This is a genomic window from Thalassoglobus sp. JC818 (assembly GCF_040717535.1).
In the GTDB taxonomy this organism is placed as follows: Bacteria; Planctomycetota; Planctomycetia; order Planctomycetales; family Planctomycetaceae; genus Thalassoglobus.
This window is the reverse complement of the sequence record NZ_JBFEFI010000002.1, coordinates 674,930-695,249: the sequence shown is the minus strand read 5'-3', so window position 1 is coordinate 695,249 and position 20,320 is coordinate 674,930. Positions and strand designations below refer to the sequence as shown.

Annotated in this window: 15 protein-coding genes; 7 read left to right on the top strand and 8 right to left on the bottom strand. The window is 52.9% G+C overall.

The window, feature by feature from the left end; all coding sequences use genetic code 11:
* Window positions 1-205: 205 nt before the first annotated feature.
* The 6 genes from AB1L42_RS07155 to dnaB all read left to right on the top strand — a co-directional run bounded on the left by AB1L42_RS07155 (window position 206) and on the right by dnaB (window position 5,004).
* Window positions 206-826: a 50S ribosomal protein L25 gene (locus AB1L42_RS07155; protein ID WP_367052899.1), complete on the top strand. Its 621-nt coding sequence runs from the start codon at window positions 206-208 to the stop codon at window positions 824-826.
* 90 nt (window positions 827-916) lie between these two features.
* On the top strand, window positions 917-1,516 hold the full coding sequence (gene pth / locus AB1L42_RS07150) for an aminoacyl-tRNA hydrolase (protein ID WP_367052897.1): 600 nt from the start codon (window positions 917-919) through the stop codon (window positions 1,514-1,516).
* 196 nt (window positions 1,517-1,712) lie between these two features.
* Complete coding sequence (gene rpsF / locus AB1L42_RS07145) at window positions 1,713-2,096, top strand: 30S ribosomal protein S6 (protein ID WP_367052895.1); 384 nt, start codon at window positions 1,713-1,715, stop codon at window positions 2,094-2,096.
* A 39-nt stretch (window positions 2,097-2,135) separates the two neighbouring features.
* Entirely contained in the window at window positions 2,136-2,621 is a 486-nt protein-coding gene (gene ssb / locus AB1L42_RS07140) for a single-stranded DNA-binding protein (protein WP_367052892.1), read from the top strand.
* Window positions 2,622-2,713: 92 nt separating this feature from the next.
* Complete coding sequence (rplI, locus tag AB1L42_RS07135) at window positions 2,714-3,226, top strand: 50S ribosomal protein L9 (RefSeq protein WP_367052890.1); 513 nt, start codon at window positions 2,714-2,716, stop codon at window positions 3,224-3,226.
* A gap of 398 nt (window positions 3,227-3,624) precedes the next feature.
* The gene (gene dnaB / locus AB1L42_RS07130; RefSeq protein ID WP_367052888.1) at window positions 3,625-5,004 is read left to right on the top strand and encodes a replicative DNA helicase; all 1,380 of its coding nucleotides are present in this window, start codon (window positions 3,625-3,627) and stop codon (window positions 5,002-5,004) included.
* Between the two features lie 32 nt (window positions 5,005-5,036).
* On the opposite strand, the gene AB1L42_RS07125 is transcribed toward dnaB, so the two are convergent.
* The 6 genes from AB1L42_RS07125 to AB1L42_RS07100 all read right to left on the bottom strand — a co-directional run bounded on the left by AB1L42_RS07125 (window position 5,037) and on the right by AB1L42_RS07100 (window position 13,468).
* Complete coding sequence (locus AB1L42_RS07125; RefSeq protein ID WP_367052886.1) at window positions 5,037-6,176, bottom strand: 5-(carboxyamino)imidazole ribonucleotide synthase; 1,140 nt, start codon at window positions 6,174-6,176, stop codon at window positions 5,037-5,039.
* Window positions 6,170-6,664: a 5-(carboxyamino)imidazole ribonucleotide mutase gene (gene purE, locus AB1L42_RS07120; protein WP_367052884.1), complete on the bottom strand. Its 495-nt coding sequence runs from the start codon at window positions 6,662-6,664 to the stop codon at window positions 6,170-6,172. The genes AB1L42_RS07125 and purE overlap by 7 nt, the downstream gene beginning before the upstream one ends.
* Before the next feature lie 65 nt (window positions 6,665-6,729).
* Window positions 6,730-8,706, bottom strand: a complete 1,977-nt coding sequence (argS, locus tag AB1L42_RS07115; RefSeq protein WP_367052882.1) for an arginine--tRNA ligase — start codon at window positions 8,704-8,706, stop codon at window positions 6,730-6,732.
* Between the two features lie 187 nt (window positions 8,707-8,893).
* Complete coding sequence (locus tag AB1L42_RS07110) at window positions 8,894-10,006, bottom strand: hypothetical protein (protein WP_367052880.1); 1,113 nt, start codon at window positions 10,004-10,006, stop codon at window positions 8,894-8,896.
* 76 nt (window positions 10,007-10,082) lie between these two features.
* Entirely contained in the window at window positions 10,083-10,532 is a 450-nt protein-coding gene (gene rsfS / locus AB1L42_RS07105) for a ribosome silencing factor (RefSeq protein ID WP_367052878.1), read from the bottom strand.
* Window positions 10,533-10,861: 329 nt separating this feature from the next.
* On the bottom strand, window positions 10,862-13,468 hold the full coding sequence (locus AB1L42_RS07100) for a sodium-translocating pyrophosphatase (protein WP_367052876.1): 2,607 nt from the start codon (window positions 13,466-13,468) through the stop codon (window positions 10,862-10,864).
* A 483-nt stretch (window positions 13,469-13,951) separates the two neighbouring features.
* Between AB1L42_RS07100 and AB1L42_RS07095 the strand changes: the two genes are divergently transcribed.
* Window positions 13,952-14,869: an SMP-30/gluconolactonase/LRE family protein gene (locus tag AB1L42_RS07095; protein ID WP_367052874.1), complete on the top strand. Its 918-nt coding sequence runs from the start codon at window positions 13,952-13,954 to the stop codon at window positions 14,867-14,869.
* Between the two features lies 1 nt (window position 14,870).
* Here AB1L42_RS07095 and AB1L42_RS07090 read toward each other — a convergent pair whose 3' ends face one another.
* Both AB1L42_RS07090 and AB1L42_RS07085 read right to left on the bottom strand, forming a co-directional pair.
* Window positions 14,871-17,450 carry a DEAD/DEAH box helicase gene (locus AB1L42_RS07090; protein WP_367052872.1) on the bottom strand — a complete coding sequence of 860 codons (2,580 nt, stop codon included), beginning with the start codon at window positions 17,448-17,450 and terminating at the stop codon, window positions 14,871-14,873.
* Between the two features lie 261 nt (window positions 17,451-17,711).
* Window positions 17,712-20,255, bottom strand: a complete 2,544-nt coding sequence (locus AB1L42_RS07085; protein ID WP_367052870.1) for an ATP-dependent Clp protease ATP-binding subunit — start codon at window positions 20,253-20,255, stop codon at window positions 17,712-17,714.
* Between the last annotated feature and the right edge of the window lie 65 nt (window positions 20,256-20,320).

The window sequence follows — 20,320 nt, the reverse complement described above, 5'->3', positions numbered from 1 at the left end:
AATTTCCACTGCTCTCCTGGTGAGAGTTCGGGAGCCAGTCAGCTTGAGCCGCCCAGGCTCTCGATATTGAGTGACGGAATTCAGAGACAGAGAGAATCTGCCGCAGCGATGAAAGTCGCTCGGCAAGGATGCCCCGACGTTAGGCTCGGCGACATCTTTTTTGACATAAACCACCATCCTTATTGCAATTGGGTTTCAGCGAGTCATGTCGACGATCGAAAAATTAACAGCTGCCACCAGATCTTCCATCGGCTCCACAGCATCGCGCCGCCTCAGAAGCGAAGGCATTGTGCCTGCGAACGTCTATGGCCACAAACAGACTCCGCAAGCTGTCCAAATGGAAGCGGACATCGTCCACGGGATGATTCACAGCGGCAGCAAAGTCTTCGATCTCGAAATCGAAGGCTCACTCGAGAAGGTTCTCATCAAAGACATCCAATGGGACACCTTCAGCAAGCACGTGATGCATATCGACTTCCTGCGAGTCGACCCGAACGAACGTGTTAAAGTGGAAGTTCCTGTCACTCTTCGCGGAACGTCGCCTGGCGTCCTGCAAGGGGGTATCTTGGAACAACCGATGCACACCATCGAAATCGAGTGTCTCGCGGTTGAAATCCCTGAGTCAATCACCGTCCGTATCGGAAACCTGCAACTGGGTGACTCTCTTCACGTCAACGAATTGACGGAACTGCCAGCTGGCCTCACAGTCACCAGCCCGGAAGACTCCGTCGTCGTCCACATTGCTCACGAAGCACCAGCCGTGGAACCTGTCGAAGAAGACGCACCGGAAGATCCAGCAGACGTTCCAGCGACTGCCGAAGAGTAAACAACTTCACTTCGCCTGCATGACTGCTTTCTCGCGAAGGTCTAAAGTAACTGATTGTAAAAGTGTTGTTCGGATCACCGATTCGAAACAGTGACCTGGAAGGTCGAAGCCGTGAAAGTCATCGTCGGCCTAGGAAATCCAGGTAAGAAATACGTTGGAACTCGTCACAATATCGGCTTCGAAGCACTCATTGCATTCGCAGGTCGATTCGGGGAGACCAACTGGAAGACAAAGTTTGACGCGGAAACGGCGGAAGTTCTCGCTGGAACAGAACGAGTTTTTCTCGCCGCTCCTCAAACTTACATGAATTTATCTGGGCGAAGTGTTCGAAAGATCGTCGATTTTTTTCAAGTCGATCTCTCGGACCTTTTGCTCGTTCATGACGACATGAATTTGGAGACCGGTCGCTTGCGGATTCGAGCGTCGGGTTCCGCTGGGGGACAAAAAGGACTCCAGAACACGATAGACCAACTCGGCTCGAATGAGTTTGCACGACTTCGAATCGGAATTGGTCGTCCTCCGCAAGGGATCAGCGGGGCGAACTTTGTCCTTCAAAGATTCGCGAAATCGGAAATTCCAGACATGGAAGAGTGCCTTGCGAGATCCGTTTCCGCCATGGAAACCTGGGCATTACAAGGTGCGGATGCAGCCATGAATGCATTCAATCAGTCCAGCCAGAAGGATGAATGACGGGCTGAACGAAAGTTGTTAAACTGCCAGACTTGCCGCCATCAGACGGTGACAACCAGACAGAGAATGACATCGCCGATCCCCTCTCACGATTACTTTGTGGCGTGCGAGCGATCATTGAGAATTTGATCTCATCACGGCAATAAAAACTCAATTTCCAACGAAGAACACAACACAAAATTTCAAGGGGACAACATTGGCACAGCAACGCTACGAGTGCATGTTTCTACTGGACAGCGGACGTTTTGCTCAGGATCCTGAAGGAACTGAGAACGGAGTTCGTGAAATCCTGGAACGCTGTGAAGCAGAGATTGTGACAATCTCTCCCTGGCAAGAAGGCAAGCTCGCTTACGAGATCGATGGGCACCGCAAAGGCCTGCACCTGCTGACATACTTCACGATGGACGGCAGCCAGGTTGAGACACTCAACCGAATCTGCAAGCTGAGCGATCTTGTGATTCGCCACCTGATCCTCGAGCACGAAGAGAAACTGTTCGAACTGCTGACTCAACAATTTGCGTCACATGAGGAACAGGGAGAAGAAGCCGAGGGTGAACCTGCAGAAGCGAGTGCATCGTAGACCTGCACCCTGCAATTTCGAAGACATGAGGAGGATTCGATGGCCAGCTTCAACAAAGTGATTCTTGTTGGAAATCTGACACGTGATCCACAGGTGAAGTACACAACCGGCGGAACAGCAGTGGCTGAAATCGGTCTGGCTGTGAATCGCACCTGGTACGATAAGCAGCAGAATCAGAAGCGTGAAGAAACAACTTTCGTTGACGTCACCTTGTGGGGACGCCAGGCGGAAGTCGCCGGAGAATACCTCGGGAAAGGACGTTCTGTCCTGATTGAGGGACGACTACAACTCGACTCCTGGGAAGACAAAGAATCAGGTAAGAAACGGTCCAAACTACGAGTCGTCGGTGAAAACATGACGATGCTCGGCGGTGGAGGATCGGGTCCTGGTGGGGGCGGCGGAGGAGGAGGTCGCGGCTCATCCAACTACGATTCCCAGTCCTCATCCAGTTCTGTCGATTCGTTCTACGATTCCGACTCCTCTTCGTCAGGGTCCGGATTCTCAGATGATGATGTTCCATTTTAGTTTGTCGTGAGCAGCGACGCTTTAGAATCAAGACGTTGTGACAATCAACTACGATCAGCGGTCACACGAGAGGATTGAGGAGTACACAGGTAATGGTCGTTAAGCGCAAACGTGGACAGCGAATTCGTTCCAAAGATCGCAACGGTGGCATCGAACTTCTGTTGGCAGAAGATGTCGACAATCTCGGCGAACAGGGACAGATTGTCCGTGTTAAACCCGGATACGCTCGCAACTACCTCGTCCCCATGGGACTGGCAACTGTCGCGACAGATGCGAACAAGCAGATGGTCGAAAGCCATCGCAAGCGTCAAGAAGAGCTGATGGTCGCTCGTCGTAAGCAGACCAAAGCGATCGCTGACAAAATCAAAGACTACAGCGTCACGCTGGAAGCGAACGCCACCGAAGAAGGTCAGCTTTACGGATCGATCGTGGCTGCCGATATCGCGAAGTCACTGCAGAACGCAGGCTATCCAGTCGATGCCAGCCACATCCGCATGGACGGACCGATCAAAGGCCTCGGGATGTACACCATTCCGATCGAACTCGACAAACAGATCAACACGGAAGTGAAAGTCTGGGTGGTTCCAACTGCTTCGATCAAATAGTTCAATCAACGACGTGAGCGACCTCTCGCTTCGCGAGAAACGACTCACCGCATATTGAACATTGACTCACAACATCCCGTCTTTCATTGGCGGGATGTTTTTGTTTGGTGCCTGCGAAATTTTCAATCAGCGTACGCGGGATCAATTGCAAAAGACTTCCTTGAGCGAAGTGCTCTTGCCTGTAAACTCCCCACGACTGATCGACATAATCTCCCTTTTTCGACTGCCTGCAAGAATCGCAGTCAGTTAGAGCATTTTCTGATTTGGTGTGCACGATCTCGCACGAGCAAGCACAGCCTTTTAATTTATGAAACAGTGCAAGCGAGTGCACAGAAAAGAGCAATCTGCTCTCGAGATGCAGGCGATCGAAAGAATGCAACACGATCACGGAGGGTGTGATGGCGAAATCCAAATCTGACAACGGATCATCTCTCGATCTGCTTGGCAAAGTCCCTCCTCAGGACCTCGACGCCGAACGCAGCGTGCTGGGAAGTCTGCTCTTCTCCAGCGAAGCGTTCGATGAAGTCATCCAGCACATTCAATCGCATTGCTTTTACGCGGACGCCCACCGGCGAATCTTCAAGTGCATTCACGACATGTACGAAAAGGGTGTGCGGGCCATTGATGTCGTGACCCTTGCGCACGAACTTCAAAAGCGAGGCGACTTCGAAGAAATCGGAGGAGCGGCCTACCTCAATGAAGTCATGGGTTCGGTCCCCCATGCTGCGCATGCAGAGTATTACGCGAAGATCGTTCACAACACGTGGTTGCAGCGAAGCTTGATCGACGCCTGCACGGATTCTCTCCGCGAAGCGTATCATGGTTCAGGCGACATCGAAGACATTCTGACTCGGGCTGAGAAACGAGTCTTCGAAATTGCCGAGCAACAGGAGAACATCGACAAGATCGCCATCGACGATATTCTGGACGCCACATTCCAGCGTATCTTCGAACGTATGGACCAGGAAGGAAACGTCAGCGGGCTCCACACCGGATTCAATGGTCTCGATGACTACACGAGCGGGTTCCAACCTTCCGAATTGATCGTCCTCGCAGCCCGTCCGAGTATGGGAAAAACGGCGCTCGTGTGTAACTTCGCGATGGCGGTGTCTCACGCACAACGGGGTGTACTCCTCTTCAGTCTGGAACAATCCAAGATCGAGCTTGCCGAACGTTTGCTCTGCATCAAAGCCAAGCTGAGTGGACACAAACTGAGACAAGGCGAACTCGATGAGTTCGAGCAGAGTATGCTCATGGAAGCAGCGGATGAGATGCGAAAGCTGCACATCTTCATCGACGACACCGCCGGTCGAACGATGTCACAGATCGCTGCCATCGCAAGACGACTCAAACGTCGATCGCAGCTCGACATCGTCATCATCGATTACCTTCAGCTGATTGAAACCGAAGACAAAAACATGCCGCGTGAGCAGCAGATTTCTTCGATCACTCGGCGGCTGAAGTTTCTTGCGAAAGACCTCGACATTCCCGTGATCGCACTGGCACAGTTGAACCGTGGAGTCGAACAGCGAGAAGATAAACGGCCGCGTCTCTCCGACCTGCGTGAAAGTGGTGCCATCGAACAGGATGCGGACATCGTCATGTTTCTGCACCGACCGGAAGCTTACGATCCGGAAGACCGCCCCGGTGAAGCTGACTTGATCATCGCCAAAAACCGTCATGGTCCGATCGGAACAGTCGAGCTCACCTGGCTTCGCGAGATGCTCAAATTCGGCGACAAGAGCCCCATGGGACTACCGGAAGGCATGGACTTTTAATCCGCTCTCAAAGCCTCTCCGCATTCAGTCGATCAAGCAAGTGCTTCGCGCGCCTGCTTGACTGTGTTGCGAGCTTGCTCGATGGTGGCATCCACTGCGGTCATGTGCCCCATTTTGCGCCCCGGTTTTGCATCTTCCTTCCCGTACAAATGCACTCGGAGGTTCGGATACTCCAGCGCTTGCGACCACTCAGGCTGTCCACCGTCTGGCCACAGATCGCCCAACAGATTAACCATAGCGGCAGGTTGTCGCTGGGCTGTCGAACCAAGTGGAAGATTGCAGATTGAACGGACCTGTTGCTGGAACTGACAACAGAGATGAGCATCGATCGTGAGATGCCCAGAGTTGTGAGGCCGTGGAGCGATTTCATTCACGAGCAGTTGCCCGTCGTTTGTCTCGAACAGTTCCACACACAGAACGCCAGTGGCATCGAGTGATTCCATCACCGTGCGAACGATTTCTCCTGCGTCGTCGACGAGTTTCTGATCGACGAGTTCAGGGGCAGCTGAGGAGAAGTCGAGAATGTGATTCGCGTGGTCATTAACGATCGGCGAGTAGTTGATGAAGTTCCCTCGGGAATCCCTCACGCCAATCACTGAGAGCTCGCGCGTGAAGTCAACGACACCTTCCAGGATCGCGGGCTGCCCCTCAAAGGTGGACCAGATGGCTTCCAGATCATCATTCGACTTCGCGAACTTCTGACCTTTTCCGTCGTAACCCCAGCTGGCAGTTTTCAGAATTCCCTGTCCACCGAATGCGGTCAGAGAGCTTTGCAATTCTTCGAGCGAGTCGATGCGTTTGAAGGGAGCCGTTGCGAGGCCGAACTTCTGCATCTGCGTTTTTTCTTCGAGCCGGTTTTGAGCAACTTCCAGGACTTGCGGACCGGGCCGAACAGGCACGCTGCGTTCAAGCCGATTCAATGCCTCAGTTGAGACATTCTCAAACTCCAGCGTGACGACATCAACGCTCTTCGCAAATTCGTCGAGGACATCGAAGTCCTCGTACTCAGCACACCATTCAGTATCAGCAACCGCTCCAGCTGGTGTGTTTTCTTCCGGAGAAAAGACATGCACGCGATATCCCAGCCTGCGTGCCTCGATCGCAAACATGCGTCCCAACTGACCACTGCCAAGGACACCGAGCACAGATCCGGGGGAAATCTCCTTCAACATAGCTCTGAGTTCTCCAGCACTTTTTGAGTCTGTTCGGATTGAAAGGCGTGAAGCTTCTCGCGAAGTTCCGGACGTGTCGTTGCGAGAATTCGAACGGCCAACAACGCAGCGTTCTTGCTGCCAGCATCACCAATCGCGAGAGTACCAACTGGAACCCCTCCCGGCATTTGGACGATGGAAAGGAGCGAGTCAAGCCCGTTCAACGCGCGACTCTTCACCGGAACACCCAGCACTGGAAGAACGGTCTGCGAAGCAACCATCCCCGGCAAATGAGCAGCCCCCCCTGCCCCCGCAATGATGACCTGCAAGCCTCGGCTTTCTGCGGTCTTTGCGTACTCATTCATGAGATCCGGAGTTCGGTGGGCGGAGACGACTCGGCATTCGTGCGCAACATCGAACTGAGTGAGAATCTCCGAAGCTGGTTTCATCGTTTCCCAGTCGGAAGTGCTTCCCATGATAATTCCGACCAGCACCTTTTCCTCAGACATTTTCAGTCCTCTCAATCGGCGACGCAGACAACGCGAGCACCTTGCCAACAATCACGCTCGCCAAATTACATGCGTTCACAAACATTGATCCCGAGCAAGTCCAGCCCCTGCCGGATCACTCGTCCCGCGAAATCAATCAGCTTCAACCGACTGGTTCGAACCCGTTCTTCCTCTGCCTTCAACACTGGGCAGCGGTCGTAGAATGTCGTCAATTCGCCGGCGAGTTCGAACAGGTACTGCGTGAGGATATTAGGACGATACTCGGACGCCATTGCATCGAGCGCTTCCTCAAATCGAAGAAGTTTCAGGACCAGCGAACGTTCAGCGGGTTCTTCGATGAGAATCGGCGTGTCGAGACTTCTCAACGCTTCGACATCGACTTCTCCCTTGCGGAAGATCCCCTGAATTCTCGCGTACGCATATTGCATGTAGGTCGCTGTGTCGCCGGTTTTGGCGAGCATTTTGTCCCAGTCGAACACGTAATCGCTCTCACGATTGTGATGCAAATCGGCGTACTTGATGCCCCCAATCCCCACGATTTGAGCGATTTCATCGCGTATTGACTCATCAAGCTCCGGTGCAGGTTGTCCGTCTTCGTCGGTCTTGGAATCGTCGTTGCTGGCGACAATTTCGCGAGCTTTCGCAACAGCTTCGTCGAGCAGACTCTCGAGACCAACTGTGTCTCCGGAACGTGTTTTAAAAGGTTTCCGGTCGTCGCCCATGACCGTTCCGAAGCTGACATGCACGAGTTCAACTTCGACTCCCAACCAAAGCCGGACGGTCTCGAACAGGAGTTTGAAGTGCTCACTCTGCCGGGCGTCGACGACGTACAGCATCGAATTTGCATCAAACTCACGAACTCGAAATTGCACTGTCGCCAGATCTGTCGTGGCGTAAGTGAATGCCCCGTCCGCTTTCTGAACGATAAACGGAGCGGCATTTCCCGGAATGAAAACGCAGATGGCGCCGTCACTCTCTTTCGCGAGCCCCTTAGCTTTCAGGTCCGCAACAACATCCGACAGAAGAGGCTGATAGGCACTCTCGCCCAAGGTCTTGTCAAAGTGAACATCAAGTCGCTCGTAAACGCGGTTGAGAGAATCGACGCACTCAGGCACGAACTCTTTCCAGAGACGTAAGTTTTCCGGATCACCTGCGTGCAACTTGGCTGTTTCATCACGTGCCGAACGTGCAATCCCGGGATGAGCCTCCGCCAACGCTTTCAGCTCCGGATCGCTCTCAACAGATTCAATTTTCGCACGTTGTCCTTCAATCTTGCTCTTCAGCGATTCCACTTCGGAACGCTGCTTCTTCAAAGCTTTCTTCACCTTCTTGTCAGCTGGGTCCGCATTGCCTTCATTGAAAAGCAATTCCGACTTCGCAGCTTTGAGCTTGTCTTCCAAAGCGGGCAGACTGCTGACTGCTGAGTGATAGTCACTCAACGAATTGACGAGTCGATAAAGTCGGGCAAGTTCTGCGACAGGATCTTTTTCGTAGGCAGCTTGATCAACGAAGTTTTTGTATCCGTAAATGATCATCCCGAACTGGGTTCCCCAGTCTCCGATATGATTATCGCTGATCACTCGATGGCCGAGAAATTTGAGCGTTCGTTGGAGTGCATCACCGATCACCGAACTCCTCAGATGTCCGACATGCATCGGTTTGGCGACATTCGGAGAAGAAAAGTCGAGGACCATGTCTTTCGGGGAATTGACTCGTGCAACGCCCAATCGCTCATCCGCGAAGCTTCGCTGAATCTCATTCAGCAGAAATTCGTCTTTCAGCTGTAAATTGATGAACCCCGGGCCCGCCACTTCTGGGGGTTCAACCAGATCCGAAACATTCAGTCGCTCGCAGATCTTCAACGCGAGTTCGCGCGGATTGACGCCGTTCTGTTTCGCCAGCGGCATGGCACAATTCGCCTGGAAATCACCGAACTTTCCATCTTGCGAAGGCTTCACCATCGCGGCGAACGGTTCGGGATTGTCTGTCAGATCAGCCAAGGCTGTTGCAAATCGAGACTGTAGCTCGTGAAGAATGTTCATCGAAGAAGTCAGCGTTGAACGGATATGGGTCGAAATTCAATTCACAAGCTGACTAGGTTAGCACGTGAAAATCAGAGAGGGGATAGACCGCGAGAGATTTGTCCGGATGTGCCGCAGATTCGGCCCGATGAGACCCCCAAAGGTGCCCCGAACGTTAAAGAAAATCTCCGGGTGACATCAACATTCATCAGTCCTGAATGATCTCGCCTGACTGATCAACTGTTTCTGATTGGTCGAGATCAGAAGTCAATTGCAGCACGGGATCACGCTCCCCATCTTCCCGAAACGCACCGGTCTCGAAGAAGTTCTTGACTGCCTCGATCGTTTCAGGCTGAAGACAGATAAACGAATGAAGTGCTTTGACGATCAGGAAATCCCTCGCCCCGACAAGGCGAGTACTTTCGACGGAAACGGTTCCGTCATCGTCACCGGGGATGAATGGATTCCAGCCGCGATCGTTGCCGCGAGCCCCCGCGATGATTCCGAAGTCGAAATCTGGAACTGGAAGTGAATTCACCGGCCCTTCCGGGTGAGCAATCAGTTCCTGCCCGGCCGGGCCGAAAACGACGCGAAACGCCAAATTCTTCTGCAGCAGTGTGGCGAGCTCTGCTCCCTGATTGGGTGTTCCCATCATCACCATCCGCCCGATTCGCGGATCGCGTTCTTCCTCGTAATCCCGCAGATAGGATCGGACCAAAAGCCCGCCCATACTCCAACAGGCAAAGTGAATCCTCTCCACTCCTTCGAGCGAAGCCAAAGTTTGAGAGAGATACGCAGTCGACTGCGCCAGTGGAAGACGCGTGCTGGGATAGTCGAAATTCACGACAAGATAGCCAGCTTCTTCAAGCCCGCGACACATCTTCGTCATCGACTTAGAAGATCTGGCAATCCCGTGAATCACAACGACAGCCGTCCCGGACATCGGCTCGAGTTGCTTCTCGACGATGATCTCTTCAAGTGCACGTTCGCAGTCTTCCCGCGAACCTGACATGCGTCGAACGTCGAACGGGTCGAGCAGTCGGTAATGTTCGGTCAGCACGTTTTGCTGGATTCGATAGCCACGAAAGAAGCGGACATCACCCCAGAAGAGTCGCCCTCCGAGTGTTTTTGAATCGAACTGCGGCATCTGAAGTTTTCCAGGAATCAGCGTCGAGATCTCCGGGAGTGAATCGCCCCAGAAACTTTCTGTCTCTTGAGCGAAAACGGTCCCATGCTCTGTGAAACATGAGACCGTTATCCACAAAAGACTCAACAAAAGAGCTGTCTTCAATCGAACGCCAAGTTGCGGAAACGAAACCATTTCTCAACTCAACATGGGAGGCAGTTTTGTCATCGAGACTCGCACAGGAAGCACGACATCTCTCGTCGGATTTGCCTTACTCTTCGCCGTTCTCGCTTTCAGAGACGTGACCGTTCGACCATTCGACCTGGATCGCGTCGGCCCACAAATCTTCCAGAGAATATTGTTCTCGTGCTGCCGGTGAGAATACGTGAAGCACGACATCTCCGTAATCCTGACAGATCCACTCTGTCTCGTAACCCGTTGTGCTTCGACGCTTGGTTCCTTGCTGATCCATCACGTCATCTGACTGATCAGCGATGGCATGCAGCTGCCGACGGCTTCGACCTGTGGTGATGACGAAGTAATCAAACAGCGGCGTAATGTGAGTCACATCCAGAACAATGGTGTCCTGACCTCGGAATTCATCACAAACCTGAGCAACCCGGCGTGCATTTTCCAAGGCAGTCTGTATTGCAGATTCGGTTCGAATCCCTGTGACATTTCCGCCAGATTTACTTACACGTGTTCCGGTTGTGTCGACCAAATTCGACCCCTCTTTTCTCTTTCGTCTACGATTGCTCCGTTCAGAATGACCGATCACGGTTGTCGACCACACCAAATGCTGCCATGCAGGGAACAAGTTGGCCGCTTGTGCAATCGCTTGAATAGATCGACTCGGAATCGACTTCCCTTCGTTCGCACAAGTGGTTTTCAATACTGTTCGAAAAATCCTCTGACCACATTTTTCGGTTTCAGCACCAAAATGTCCAGTGATGCTGTCTTCCGATTGTTCGTCCGGATCTTCGCGAGCATTTTAACCGCTTTTTCAGTACGCCCACCCCGTCGATCGGGTTTAAGAGAATTTCTGCTTTCTCAGAAATTCAGGGCATATTGGACGATCAATCCGGCGAAAACGACACTCACCATGCTCATCAGCTTGATGAGGATGTTCAAGCTTGGTCCGGAAGTATCTTTGAAAGGATCACCAACGGTGTCTCCGACAACCGCCGCTTTGTGAGCATCCGTTCCCTTTCCGCCATGGGCTCCCGACTCGATGTACTTCTTGGCGTTGTCCCAAGCTCCTCCGGCGTTGGACATCATGATCGCGACCGCAAACCCACTAGTGAGTCCTCCGGCCAGCATTCCCATGACTCCGCCCACACCGAGAACAAGTCCCACAGCCACTGGAACAAGCAAGCCCAGCAGCGCCGGAACGATCATCTCGCGTTGAGCAGCGCCGGTACTGATGTCGACACAAGCTGCGTAGTCCGGTTCACCGGTCCCTTCGAGAATCCCGGGAATCTCACGGAATTGGCGTCTGACTTCCTCAACCATGGTTTTAGCCGAACGACCGACAGCCTTCATTGTCATGGCACAAAAAACAAATGCCAGCATGACACCCATGAACATCCCCACCAGCACACGCGGATTCATGATCGTGACGTCGTAGTACCTGACAAAGTCTGGCATTCGCGCTGTCCGTGCTGGGACGACCATGCCTCGATCAACTAAATCGACGAGGTTCAACGTCACAACTTCTCCGACTTTGGCATCCGGGCCGATGACGTCTCGCGTTTGCTCAGACTGCACTCGTGAGATCGGCGGGAACACGAGATAGGCGTCGTTCGCTTTCACATCGTCAGTTGTTCGCACCGCCAGGACGCCAGAACGGACGACATGTGCCTGCCCTTCGGTCAGGTTCTCAGTCAGCGCAACCTCAACACTATCTGCCCAGCGATCAAATCCGACGCGAACTTCCTCGAGATAGGCGGCCAGCAGGGCCAGTGCGGTCAACGCAGCGGAACCGATGGCGAAACCTTTTCCCGTGGCGGCAGTCGTGTTTCCGAGGCTGTCGAGAGCATCAGTTCGTTGACGGACTTGTGGGTCCTGCTTGCTCATCTCCGCGTTTCCGCCCGCATTGTCCGCGATCGGCCCGTATGCGTCGGTCGCCAATGTGATGCCGAGCGTACTCAACATCCCGACAGCTGCGATGGCGACTCCATACAGCCCCATCGCAAAGACTCTCAAATCACCAAACTGAAACCCGGTGCAAGCACCAAACGCGAGTACGATCGCCACACCAATCACAACGATCGGCACCCAGACGCTGTAAAGACCTTCGGCAACACCAGCGATAATCACAGTCGCGGGCCCAGTCACAGCCTGATCGGCAATCCGCTTCGTTGGGGAGTAAACATCACTCGTCGAGTACTCAGTCCACCAGCCAATCACAATTCCGGAGAAGAGTCCCACGAGGACAGCTGCAAAAACTCCGAACAACTGCGAACCATAGCGAAGCCCTTCAGCCGCCAGTTCTTCAGACATCGACGACGAAGGCAGCACAAGCATGAGATAGACAAGCACAGCTGCGACGAGAGCCACTCCGATGCTGCTGCCATTGATTCCATTTCCGAGTGCGCGCAGAAGCTTTTTCTGGTCCGCGTTTTCATCTGTCTGAACGAGAAACACTCCCACGATGGAAAGTCCGATCCCCAGACCAGCCAGAACCATTGGAAGGAGCAACAGCATCAGCTGCATTTTGATGTGACCGTGATAGGCAGCCACACCGATCGCAGCTGAAGCCAGAATTGATCCGCAATACGATTCATAAAGATCCGCGCCCATGCCCGCCACATCGCCGACATTGTCTCCCACATTGTCAGCAATCGTTGCAGGATTTCGCGGGTCATCTTCAGGAATACCAGCTTCCACTTTCCCGACCAGGTCAGCCCCCACATCGGCTGCTTTCGTGAAAATTCCGCCTCCCACGCGAGCAAACAAAGCCTGGCTGCTGGCTCCCATTCCAAAACACAGCATCGTCACGGTGATCTCTTCCAGTGTCATATCCGCACCGAAGAGAGGAAAGATCCAGTACAGCACGCCAAACCAGAGACAGATATCCAACAGCCCCAGACCAACCACAGTCAGCCCCATGACTGCCCCACTTCTAAAGGCAACTTGAAGCCCGGAGTTCAAACTAGTTTTACATGCCTGGGCAGTTCTTGCACTCGCCAGAGTGGCAGTCTTCATCCCGCACCAGCCTGCCAGCGCAGAGAAAAAACCTCCACTCAAGAACGCAATCGGAACAACTCCAGAGAGCGCATTGAAGCCGAAGGCCACAACCATCAGCAGGAGACTCGTCACTGCGAAGAAGATTCCGACCACGCGATACTGTCGCCAGAGATAAGCATCCGCTCCCTCGCGAACATAGCCGGCGATCTTGACCATCAGGTCGTCGCCTTCATCCTGCTCCAGCATCCACTTGAAGAAGAAGTAGGCGTAATACAAAGCGGCAACTGATCCCGCGACCGCTACCAGCCAACTGAACGCAACACTGAAAACCGGAGCGGCAGCTTCGGTTGTTTCCGCTCCAAAGACCGGCCCCGAAATTAACGCAGCTGTGACTGCGGCGCCCCCTCTTAAAAGACTCTGCGGGCGATTTGACCAGAACGACTCAACACCGAACATTGACATACGCATCGTGCTCCACTGTTCTGTGACAGATTCAGTGCATCCCAGCTGGGCCGGGCTTCTGACCGCATTGATTCGAACTCGACCTCAAACTGTGAGTAATTCAGCGAGTGAAATTAACCCCTCTGAAATTCACAGTTTCAGGATCACTTCTGAAATCATCCGGGAGATCAACAATGACCATGAGTCTCGATGGACCGAAAGGACGTGATCGAATTCGATCAGTTGAAAACTCAACACCTGAACGCTCTTCGATGCTCGAAGTCTAAATCTGATGAAATCCGAATGTCAATGGCCTACAACCGGACCCAATAGTCATCGCAGTTCAACGAGTAGAACGAAAGTCTGTCGCTGCACGCTGATTTTCCAACAAAATCTTCCCGAGTGTTAGCAGAGAATTGTAGCCACAGCCTTGCCCTCATTTTCAATCAGGCTTACGCCTGTCACAATGTGACCTGTTCTCTCAACACATCTCTTGCTGAGGTCAATTGAATGCGCGCTTCCATTTACTCCGCCATCCTGGCGGGACTTGTCTGTTTTGCGTCATCAAGTACTTGCCAAGCCCAGTCCGAAGCGATCATCGATCGCGACTCGAAAGTTCAAAAGATTTCAGGTGACTTCAAGTTCACTGAAGGTCCAGTCTGGGACAGAGAATCCACTCTTTACTTCTCGGACATTCCCAACAAGACGATCCACTCTTGGACTGCCGACGACGGAGTGCAAACGCTCCGAGTCCTCGATGGAAGCTGCAACGGCCTACGAATTGACAGCGAAGGCAGAATTCTCGTTTGCCAACCAACAGGCCGCGCTGTCATCCGCATCACGCCGAACGGAGACGTTGAGACCATTGCGAGTTCGTACGATGACAAAACTTTGAACTCGCCGAACGACTTATGGATTGATCCGCAAGGAGGTGTCTATTTCACCGATCCTCGTTATGGAAACATGGACGACCTCCAACAAAGTGGGTTTCATGTCTACTACATCCCAGCAGATGGGTCACCGATCAAGAGAGTGATCGACGACCTCGTCAAACCGAACGGCGTGATTGGAACCGTCGATGGAAAGAAGCTATTTGTCGCAGACCCTGGCGCCCAAAAAACCTATGCCTACGAAATCACTGCTCCAGGCGTGCTTGGCAAGAGAACACTCGCTGCCGACGCCGGTTCCGACGGGCTCTCAGTCGATTCTCTTGGCAATCTCTACGTGACCGGTCCGTCCATTCGCGTCTTCAACACAAACGCTGAGGAAATCGCTTCCATCCCTGTTCCAGAAAACGCAGCCAACATGACCTTCGGAGGCGCCGATGGGAAGACGTTGTTCATCACCGCCCGAACAGGACTTTATTCCGTTGAATTAAAAGTCACCGACGGATCGGACCCGTTTGCGAAAGGCACTCCGTCGAAGTGATTCAAGTGGAGCTTCCTTGCACAACATCAGGAAGATCGTTCATCGACTCCAGAGCCTTGTCCGTGCTTTCCGGATCAACTTCACGACAGGTCTCTGTGAGTCGTTCGGAGATCGAATCGAGTTCAGCGACCCACTCATCCTGATCTGCTCCCACAGGACAGGTTTGGGTGAACTCCTGGCACAGAAGAATCATTCTCAGCAAGTGCCGGAAAATGACTCCTTCCTGTTTTGTCAGGTCGCGACTCGTCACGTACTTGTGAAAGTCGCCCCCATCATGCAATAGATCTCCAACGATCCAGACAGCTCGCGTTCTGAGATCTTGAATTCCCGGGTAGTCGGAGTCGAAGAGTCGTCGCAACTTATCTCCCAGCGGAAGAGCGTACTTGCGAATCTCTCGACCAAAGTTATCAAGCTCCGGTTCCGCAGAATCTGGATCGAGGTCCGACTGCGTCGCCAAGCCTCGCGAGATCAGCTCTTTATCGATACGAAATCGCGCGAGCGGCCCGGGAGGAAGCTCACTCGGTGGCGGGACCCGAACGAGTGGAACGACCGAACCGGGAACTTCCAGCAGGCTCTCCAGAATCTGAATCCGCTCAGCTGTGTCTGCGATGCCGAGATGATCAAGCAAGAAAGTTCCGTACAACGGATGGCATCCTCGAAACGAAAGAAGTAGATCGATTCGATCGGTCGGCGTCGCCGCCACTGGGAGATAGTCTTTTCGCTCGTCAGCTTGTGATGGATGATCAACTTTGGGGACAGATTCTTTCGAAGTCTCGTCAGATTCCGAATTCGTTGAGAGAGCTTCCTGGAGAAGTGCTCCAAACGTTCCGACTGACGCCTCTGTCTCTGACTCATCTTCAGCTTGTTCGACCTCAGCTTCTGCACTCTGCTCTTCATTCAACTCTGATTCGGGGGCAGACTCTTTGTCCTCCAGAAGTCCGGCGCCGAAGCCGTCGTCCTCAGCAGCAGTTTCGAAACTGTCAGTCGTCTCGATCGAGATTTCGGGAATCGGCCAGTCACGAAACACTCTTTTGACATGCTCAGGAGGTTCCGGTTCGAGATCGATAAACCCACCCGAATACAGAGTGGACAGCAACTGAGTTAGTCGCGAGTCGACCTTCTCTTTTTGCTTTGGCGGCAGCAATCGCTTGTGAGCGAACTTTCGAATCCGCGAGACCTCCGGAGAGATCTTCAACAGGTATCCAAGCAGTCTCCACGGCAGGTCACCGCGACTGGAAAGATTCGCTGGCGGAGCAGCAATCACACTCTGAAACTGATCTTCATTCCAGTACTGCTCGTTCTTCCGACGCGTCGGCATCTTCTTCTTGAGCTTCTTCTTCATCCGAATCAGATTCGGGTCTTTGGTGTCCTCCGGGATCTGATCGTACTGCGCTTTCCAGCGGGCGATTTTGACGTCATCCTCGTGAGCCATCGCAAAGACGTAACCCGCATCATCAAACTGAGGCCGACCCGCCCGCCCGAAAATCTGATGAGCCGAACTGGCATCGACGACCTTTTTCTTGCCGGGAGGTCCCTTCAACAAAGAGGTGAGAACAACTGATCGCGCAGGAAGATTAATTCCCGCAGCGAGTGTTTCTGTACACAGACAGACCGACAACAACTTCTCTTGAAAGAGCTTTTCAACACGTCGCCGGTACTTCGGAAGCATGCCTGCATGATGCACTCCAACGCCCCGCATGAGCAGTTGTTTCAGCTTCGGACCAGCTCCAACTTTCCAGTCCCATTCATCAAGCCGTGCAGCGAGTTGCTTCTGCTGCCCACTCGCCAGCAGAGATTTCCCTTTCAGTGTTTCCGCGATCGTCCAGCACTCCTGCCTATTGAAACAGAAGACCAGCGCCGGAGTTCGCTTCGTGACGTCGGTTCCGTCCTGCATCTGTTCAAGCTGTTCAGAGAGCAGTGCATCACCCACCCAATGAAAACTCAACGGAACCTTACGATCGGAACTCTGTATCAACTGCACTTTGCGATTGTGCTCCTTGCGCAACCACATGAGAAACTCAACGGCGTTTCCGACTGTCGCGGAAAGCAGCATCAACCGCACGTGCTGGGGCAGAAGTGCCAGTGAAAGTTCCCAGACAACTCCGCGCTCTGGATCATTGAAGCTGTGAAACTCATCCATCACGACCGAACTGACCTGATCGAAGTCAAACTCCGTTTGGCTCAGCAGTCGGTTTAAGAGGATCTCCGCCACGACAACCCGGATCGGAGCGTCTGGATTCACTCTTCGATTTCCGGTGATCAGACCAACTGAATCCGGAGAAAATCCCCAGCGGACAGCTGCTGCCTGAAGCTCATCAAACTTCTGTTCCGATAGCGCAATCAAGGGCGTTGTGTAATAAGCGACCTTCCCGGTATGTAGTGCTTCGAACATCGCTGCTTCAGCGATCAGCGTCTTTCCCGTTCCGGTGGGAGCACAGAGGAGAATTCCTTCCGTGTCTGAAAACCAGGAGAGGAGAGCTTCCTCCTGGACGGGATAAGGATCGAACGGAATCTGATCAAGATAGAGCGAAACCAGATCTCCACGATCAATGGACGGCACTTCTCCAGAATTGGATGTCACTGGCCAACTTTCCGTTTCGAGAGCAAGCTGCTCTTTCCTGTGCACTCGCTTGCGCGTTCTCACTCATTGACAAGCTGAGTTTGTTCGTGCGAGTCAGTGCAAAATTGATTTGAGAATATCCTGAAGCTCTCTTCGAGATCGTCTTCGCGGAATCGAACGACCGATCAAGAACATCCAATCAAGGATGTCAGGTGCCGACATAAAGAAAAACCCCGCGCCGGGCGCGGGGTTCGGTTCTACTTTCAATCCAATCAGACGAAATCAGGCATCAGATTCGTTTGAATCACTCGCTCCGACAGGAGCAAGGTCTTCAGAAGATGATGATTCCCTATAGTCACCCTGGAAGTCGAGTTGCTTCTCGCCACCGACTTCGCGAACAGAGACTTTGATCTGATTCTTTCCGTCGAATTGACCTCGGAGCAACTCTTCAGCCAATGGATCTTCGACGTAAATCTCGACGGCACGGCGAAGCGGACGAGCACCGTAATCGGTGTGATCTCGCTCACCCTGATCTGATTTACTCTTGTCGACAATCAGCTGTTTCGCTTCATCGGTCAACTCAAGCAGCAATCCGCGTTCGGCAAGCCGTTCCCGGACCTTCTTGAGTTCGAAGTCGATGATCGATTTCATGTCGTTGTCGGTCAGTTTGTGGAAGACGACAACTTCATCAAGTCGACCGATGAACTCCGGCTTGAAGCGTTTGCTCACTTCAGCCATGACGTTTTTCTTCATGTCATCATGAGCAGCATCTTCGTTCTGTCCGCCGAATCCGAATGCAGAGTTTGCAATCGATTTCGCACCAACGTTGGTGGTCATGATGAGGATCACGTTCTTAAAGTCGACCTTACGACCAAAGCTGTCCGTCAGATGTCCTTCTTCCATGATCTGCAACAGCATGTTGTAGATGTCCGGGTGTGCTTTCTCGATTTCGTCGAGCAACACAACCGCGTAAGGACGTCGACGAATTTTTTCGGTCAGTTGACCTCCTTCTTCGTAACCGACATATCCCGGAGGGGCACCGATCAGACGACTGATGTTGTGTCGCTCCTGATACTCACTCATGTCGATTTGAACGAGTGCTTCCTCATCGCCGAACATGAACTCGGCGAGTGTTTTCGCGAGCAACGTTTTTCCGACCCCGGTTGGTCCGGAGAACAGGAATGTTGCGGTTGGCCGCTTGGGATCTTTCAATCCACTACGGCTACGACGGACAGCTTTACAGACGAGCTTGATCGCTTCGTCCTGGCTGACCACTCGCTCGTGCATCACCTTTTCCATCTCCAGCAGACGCACAGTGTCTTCGCTGGAAAGTCGTGTGAGCGGCACTCCAGTCATTTTCGCGACAACTTCAGAGATGACTTCGGCGTCAACGACACCATCTGTCTCCTGTGACTTTTGTCGCCACTCGCTGGTGATTGACTCTTTCTTCTTTTTGAGCTTGTCCGCCTGATCACGAAGATTCGCGGCCTTCTCAAAATCCTGATTGGCAACTGCTTCCTCTTTTTGAGTATTCAGTCGCTCGATGTCTTCTTCGAGTTCTTTCAAGTCCGGTGGTCGAACCATCGACTTGAGTCGAACACGAGCACCAGCTTCGTCGATCACGTCGATCGCCTTATCTGGCAGACAGCGTCCGGTGATGTATCGGCTTGAAAGCTCAACAGACTTTTCGAGAGCATCGTCGGTGTACTGAACCTTATGGTGCTGCTCATATCGGTCGCGGAGTCCTTTGAGGATCTCGACAGCCTGACTCTTGCCGGGAGGATCGACGAGTACCATCTGGAATCGTCGTTCGAGAGCAGCATCTTTTTCGATGTACTTACGATACTCATCGAGTGTCGTCGCACCGATACACTGCAGCTCACCGCGACTCAGGGCTGGCTTCAACACATTGGAAGCATCGATCGCTCCCTCAGCGCCCCCAGCTCCGACGAGTGTGTGCAATTCGTCGATGAAGAGGATCACATTCTTGGCGCGACGAACTTCGTTCATCACAGCTTTGATGCGCTCTTCAAACTGTCCACGATACTTCGTTCCAGCGACCATCATCGCCAGGTCGAGGACGACAATTCGTCGATCGCGAAGCAACTCTGGAACGTTGCCATCGACAACCATCTGGGCGAAACCTTCGACGATTGCTGTCTTACCAACACCTGCCTCTCCGAGGAGAACAGGATTGTTTTTCTGACGACGGCAGAGCACCTGAGTCACGCGTTCAATTTCGTCTGATCGACCGATCACTGGATCAAGCTTGCTCTGACGAGCGAGTTCGGTGAGATCACGTCCGAAGCTGTCGAGAGCCGGAGTCTTACTCTTGGCTCCTTTGGCAGCAGTTCCGCCGCCACGCTCTGACTGCTCGGCACCTTCGAGTCCATGGCCGAGCAAGTTCAAGACTTCTTCCCGGACATCTTCCAACTTCAAACCGAGATTCATCAAAACCTGAGCAGCGACTCCCTCTTGCTCACGCAGCAATCCCAGCAAAAGGTGCTCTGTTCCAACGTAGTTGTGATTCAAGTTCCGCGCTTCTTCCATCGCGTACTCGATCACTTTTTTCGCACGAGGAGTCTGTGGCAGCTTTCCCATCGTGACGAGATCAGGACCAGACTGAACGATCTTTTCGACTTCGAGCCGAATCTTTCGCAGGTCGACATCCAGATTCTTCAGCACGTTCGCTGCAACACCTGAACCCTCTTTGACAAGACCAAGCAGAATGTGCTCAGTCCCGATATATTCATGATTGAACCGTTGAGCTTCCTGGTTTGCGAGTTGCATCACCTTGCGGGCTCGATCGGTAAATCGTTCGTACATGTATTCGCTCCTGTTCTTCTGACCCAGCCCTTTCAATTCCGCCAAAAAACGGTTTCGGCACGAAT